This is a genomic window from Saccharomonospora halophila 8 (genome assembly GCF_000383775.1).
Lineage (GTDB): Bacteria > Actinomycetota > Actinomycetes > Mycobacteriales > Pseudonocardiaceae > Saccharomonospora > Saccharomonospora halophila.
Map to the genome: position 1 here is coordinate 90,289 of NZ_KB912488.1, position 4,990 is coordinate 95,278.

At 70.7% G+C, this 4,990-nt stretch carries 4 protein-coding genes, 2 tRNA genes and 1 pseudogene; 1 reads left to right on the forward strand and 6 read right to left on the reverse strand.

Annotated features, from left to right (window positions below; genetic code table 11):
- Nucleotides 1–67: 67 nt before the first annotated feature.
- The 6 genes from SACHA_RS0103130 to SACHA_RS0103155 all read right to left on the reverse strand — a co-directional run bounded on the left by SACHA_RS0103130 (nt 68) and on the right by SACHA_RS0103155 (nt 4,321).
- A complete protein-coding gene (locus SACHA_RS0103130) occupies nt 68–496 on the reverse strand; it encodes a MaoC/PaaZ C-terminal domain-containing protein (protein WP_028662843.1) in 429 nt (142 codons plus the stop codon).
- A 2-nt stretch (nt 497–498) separates the two neighbouring features.
- Nucleotides 499–942 carry a MaoC family dehydratase N-terminal domain-containing protein gene (locus SACHA_RS0103135; protein ID WP_019807140.1) on the reverse strand — a complete coding sequence of 148 codons (444 nt, stop codon included), beginning with the start codon at nt 940–942 and terminating at the stop codon, nt 499–501.
- Nucleotides 943–1,126: 184 nt separating this feature from the next.
- Nucleotides 1,127–1,291: a 50S ribosomal protein L33 gene (gene rpmG / locus SACHA_RS0103140; RefSeq protein WP_007026440.1), complete on the reverse strand. Its 165-nt coding sequence runs from the start codon at nt 1,289–1,291 to the stop codon at nt 1,127–1,129.
- Between the two features lie 155 nt (nt 1,292–1,446).
- Nucleotides 1,447–1,519: transfer RNA gene (locus SACHA_RS0103145), tRNA-Met, on the reverse strand.
- Nucleotides 1,520–1,533: 14 nt separating this feature from the next.
- Nucleotides 1,534–1,606 (reverse strand) — tRNA-Thr (locus tag SACHA_RS0103150).
- 78 nt (nt 1,607–1,684) lie between these two features.
- The gene (locus SACHA_RS0103155; RefSeq protein WP_019807142.1) at nt 1,685–4,321 is read right to left on the reverse strand and encodes a putative bifunctional diguanylate cyclase/phosphodiesterase; all 2,637 of its coding nucleotides are present in this window, start codon (nt 4,319–4,321) and stop codon (nt 1,685–1,687) included.
- 245 nt (nt 4,322–4,566) lie between these two features.
- On the opposite strand from SACHA_RS0103155, the pseudogene SACHA_RS24855 reads away from it, so the two are divergent.
- Nucleotides 4,567–4,990, forward strand: a pseudogene (locus SACHA_RS24855) (GNAT family N-acetyltransferase); the annotation flags it as partial.

Consider the following 4,990-nt stretch of genomic DNA (forward strand, 5'->3'; position numbering starts at 1 on the left):
CCGCCCGGAACCCGACTGACGGGCGTTCCCGCCGACGGCGTTCCCGGGTGGTGGCCGCTGCGCGGCTTCAGCTCAGGCGGACGACGGCCCGGGCCTGGCCGAGCACGGCCCGGCCGTCCACCGTGGCGGTGATGTCGACACGGGCGGTGCCGTCCTCGCGGACCTCGCCGACCGTGGCGCCGAAGTCCACGTCGGCACCGTCGGTGTCCACGACGACCGGACGGGTGAACCGCACGCCGTACTCGATCATCCGCGTGGGGTCGCCGAGCCAGTCGGTGACGACCCGCCCGGCCAGCGCCATCGTGAGCATCCCGTGCGCGATCACGTTCGGCAGTCCCGCGCCGGTGGCGGTCCGTTCGTCCCAGTGGATCGGGTTGAAGTCCAGCGACGCCCCCGCGTAGCGCACGAGCCGGTCGCGCGTCACCCGCACCGTCAACGCGGGCAGCGGGTCGCCGACCCGGACCGTGGTCGGGTCCGGCGTGGTGGTTCCGGTCACCGTCACTCCCCCCTCACGACGAACTGGGCGCGGGTCGTGCCGACATGCTCTCCCTCGGTGGTGTGAATCTCGGCGTGGACGGTGAGGAAGTCGTTGCCCGCCCGCCCCCGGATGTCCTCGATGCGGGTGGTCGCGGTCAGCGCGTCCCCGGCACGGACGGGCCGGTGGTGGATGAAGCGCTGATCCCCGTGCACCATGCGCGCGTAGTCCAACCCCAGCTCGGGATCGGCCACCAGCGTCTCGACGACGGGCAGGTGGACGAGGGTGAGGAACGTCGGCGGTGCGACGACGTCCGGATGCCCCGCGGCGCGCGCGGCCTCGGGGTCGCGGTAGAGCGGGTTGTCGTCGCCGAGGGCGTCGGCGAACTCCGCGATCTTGGCGCGGCTGACCTCGTACGTGCTCGTGGGCGGGTAGCTCCGCCCGACGAAACTCGGATCCAGTGGCACGGCTGCGCAGACTACCGGTCCCCACCCCCGCCACGGGGACAACCGCCCGGACACCCACCGCGGGACGCACGACCGCACATGAGAAAGGCCACCTCCGCCGGGTGTGGCGGAGGTGGCCTCGTCGAAAAACTGCGGCGCGTCGGCCCCGGAGGGGCGCGGACGCGTCAACGCCGGGAGGAGGAGCTCAGCGCGTCTCCTTGTGCGAACGGTGCGTGCCGCACTTCGGGCAGAACTTCTTCATCTCCAAGCGGTCCGGGTCGTTGCGCCGGTTCTTCTTGGTGATGTAGTTGCGGTTCTTGCACTCCTCGCACGCCAGCGTGATCTTCGGTCGTACGTCGGTGGCAGCCACAACGGCTCCTTACTCTCTACTCGGTTCCCCATCCGTGGGGTCCGGGGGCCGGAGCCCACCGGGTGGGAAGCGGAGGGCGGGACACTACCGTCCCCGATGCTGTCGCGGAGCGAGGAGGTACCTACTCTTCGGTAAGCCCGGCCCGCCCACTCGCGTAGCGGTGGCCGGACTCGAACCGGCGACGCAGCGATTATGAGCCGCTTGCTCTGCCAACTGAGCTACACCGCCTCGTGGTCACGCCGAGCCCCTTTACGGAATCGAACCGTAGACCTTCTCCTTACCATGGAGACGCTCTGCCGACTGAGCTAAAGGGGCCTGCTCTCAACGAGCTGTCCCAAAGACTACATCAGTCGCTCACACCTTCGGGCAAGGGGGTGGGTTCCCCGCGAAACCTCAGGTCAGCAGCATCAGAACCGCCTCGGAGGCGGGTGCTGGCGAGCGGACCGTGCGCGCGGTCAACCAGGCCTGGAGCCGCTCCTCGGACAGTGGCCGGGAGATCAGGTACCCCTGCGCCACGTCACAGCCCATCGCCTCCAGCTGGTCCCGGGCCACGTCCTCCTCGACCCCCTCGGCCACGACCGTCAGCCCGAGCGAGTGCCCCAGCTCGACGATCGACCGCACCACCGCGAGGTCGCCCAGATCGGTGCCCATCCCGAAGACGAAGCTCTTGTCGATCTTCACCTGGTCCACCGGGAGCTGCCGCAGATAGGCCAGCGACGAGTAGCCGGTGCCGAAGTCGTCGACGGCCAACTCGATGCCCTGCTCCGCCAGCCCACGCAGGATCGGCAGGGCCCGCTCCGGGTCGGCCATCACCCCGGACTCGGTCAACTCCAGGGTCAACAGCTCCCCGGGGACGTCGAAGCGCTCCAGCGCCTCGGCGACCCGCGCCGGGAATTCGGTGTCGGCGAGGTTGCGCACGGACAGGTTCACCGCGACCGAGATCCGCAACCCCTCGTCCAGCCAACGGCGCACCCGGTCGAGCGCGGTGTCCAGGACGAAGGAGGTCAGCACCCCGACCAGCCCCGCGGCCTCGACCGCGGGCACGAACTCGTCGGGATTGACCCGGCCGAACTCGGGGTGCTGCCAGCGTACGAGCGCCTCGACGCCGAGCACCTGCTTGCCGGGCAGGGCGACCTTGGGCTGGTAGTGGACGCTGACCTGACCCTGCTCGATCGCCTGCCGGAACTGGGTGACCATCTGGAACCGACGCAGGAAGATCTGCCCCATGCTGGGGACATAGGCGCGGACCTCCTCGCCGCTGCGGGTCGCGCGCACGGCCATGTCGGCCCGTTGCAGGAAGCTGTCCACGTCGACGCCGTCGGCGTTCTCCCGCGCGGTCGTGGCGGCGTATCCGACCACGGCGTTCGCCTCGACGGTGAGCCGGTCCACCGGGTAGGGGGCGGACAGCTGCGTGCGCAACAGCTGCGCGGTCTCGTGCGCCCCGTCGGCGTCACAGTCCACCAGCAGGGCCGCGAACGAAGCGCCTTCGAGCCGGGCCAGCGGCACGTCCGGGCCGAGCGTGTCGCGCATCCGCCCGCCCGCGGCCATCAGCATCCGGTCGGCCCAGGCGTAGCCGAGCGCGTCGCTGACCGTGGAGAGCACGTCCAGGTCCACCCGCAGCACCACGGAGTGCTCGTTCTCCCGGAGCGGGTCGGTGGCCACCTGCCGGAAGCCGGGACGGTTCAACAGGCCGGTCAGCGGGTCGTGGTAGGCGTCGTGCCGAAGCGTGGCGAGCAACCGGCGGTTGTCGAGCGACGTGGCCAGGTGACTGGCCATGGTGCCGAGCAGTTGGACGTCGTACTTGCCGAACCCGCGCCACCGGGAGAGCCGGTCGTGCGCCTCCAGCACCCCGAGCAGTTGGCTGGCGCTCCGCAGGGGCACGACCAGTGCCTCGTGCGCGCCCCGGTCGAGCAGGGCGGTACGCACATCCGGATGGGTCTCGGTGAGACGCAGATGCCGCACGTGTGAACCACGCAGCCGCAGCAACGGATCGTCCACGGGCAGGGCGGTGGGCAGGTCGTCACCCACCACGACGGTGCGCATGGACTCGTCCGGGTCGAGCCGCAGCCGCAGGACGATCCGGGCGGCGGCGAGCTGGTCCCGGATCCGCTCGGCGAGCGTGGTCCATTCCTCGATGTCCACACCACCGTCGACGTCCTCCGCGCGGCCCGCCGGACGTGCGGCGGCCTGTTGTCCGGACCGCGCGACCATCAGGCTGACGTCCGTCAGCGCCTCCATGTCGCGCTGTTCCCGCAGCAGGTCGGAGTAGGCCCAGTACAGTGCGGCCAGCCCGAGGGAGACGGCGAGCACGATCGGCCAGGCCTCGGGGGTGTTCGAGATCACCAGGTACCCGGTGAGGCCGACGGAGGCGTTCACGAAGCCCACCACGAGGATGCGGCCCGCCAGGCGCAGCACCGTGTTCACCCGCATCCGGCGACGGAGCACACGGACGGCCACCATCGCGAGCAGGGTGCTGGCCAGTGGGGCGGTCAGGGTGCCGGCGAGCGCGGCGATCCACGGCATCTGGTCCGCACCACCGAGGATCTGCCGGACCAGACCGGCGACGGCGAACGCGCTGGTGACCTCCAGCAGGAAGGCGCCAGCGTTGTAGAGCACCCGGCCGGTGACGCGACGGGCCAGCAGGGTCGCCACCCCCGCGACCACGTGCGCGGTGAGGACCACCTCGAAGGGCGCGACCAGAAGACCGATCACGAGCGGGATCTCGGTGAACGAGATGGTCCAGGAGATGCCGCTGCGGACGTCGACGTTGACCCCGAGCTGTTCCGCGCCGAGGAACGCGGCGGCCAGCAGTGGTCCGATCCACCACAGATGGACCGAACCGGTGAACGGCAGCCAGGTGGAGACCGCTCCCGCGGCGAGGATCCCGACCGTGAGCACGACCACCGTGTAGAGGCGGAACCGGAGTTCGTCCGCACGGGCCTGTGCCGAGGCCTGGCCTCCGTCCGGGGGCTCCGGTGGGTCGGCCGTGGCCGTACCGGTGCCGGCGGAGTCGCCGTGTGCGTTCGGCATGCAACCTCCTTGTGATGACGCGCATGCTCGGTGTCGGAGCCGACCCGCGAACGAAGGGATACTTTACCCCGGAGGGCGTATCAAGATCTCCTTTCACGACAATGAGGTCACCTCTGTGTCAGCACCACCCGGACAACGACCTCGCCCGGCCGCGAGGAGGGTGACCGTCTGGCGGGCGACCGGTCGCCCATTGTAGTCGAAACTCGGTGAGGTATGTCATACTCGCGCGGGGTTAGATTGAGTCCATGGACGTCGAGACCATCACGACCGGACACGTCAAGCGTCTGAGCGCACTCGACCCGCTGTCGCCCGCCCCGGCACCGTGGCCGGAGACGTCCGATCTGCTCACCGTGCCGTCCGGCGTGGCCCGGGTGAGCACGTCGGAGGTCCCCCCGGACTCGCCGGCCGCGCTGTGGCGGCCGTTGCGGGAACACCGCCTCGACGTCCGTCTCGCGGGCGAGGATCCGGGAACGGCGCTCGCGGGCCTGCTGGACCGGTGGGAGGAGACGCTGGCCACCGAAACCGTTCCGGGCACCGCGGACACGGCCGCGGTGCTCGCCCGGCCGAGCCGGGACTGGCCGGGAACGGAATCGCTGCTGGCGCACCACTTCGCCCCGGTGCGGGTGCTGGCGGCCCGGCCCTCCGCGCGGCACGGCAGCGGACCACCCG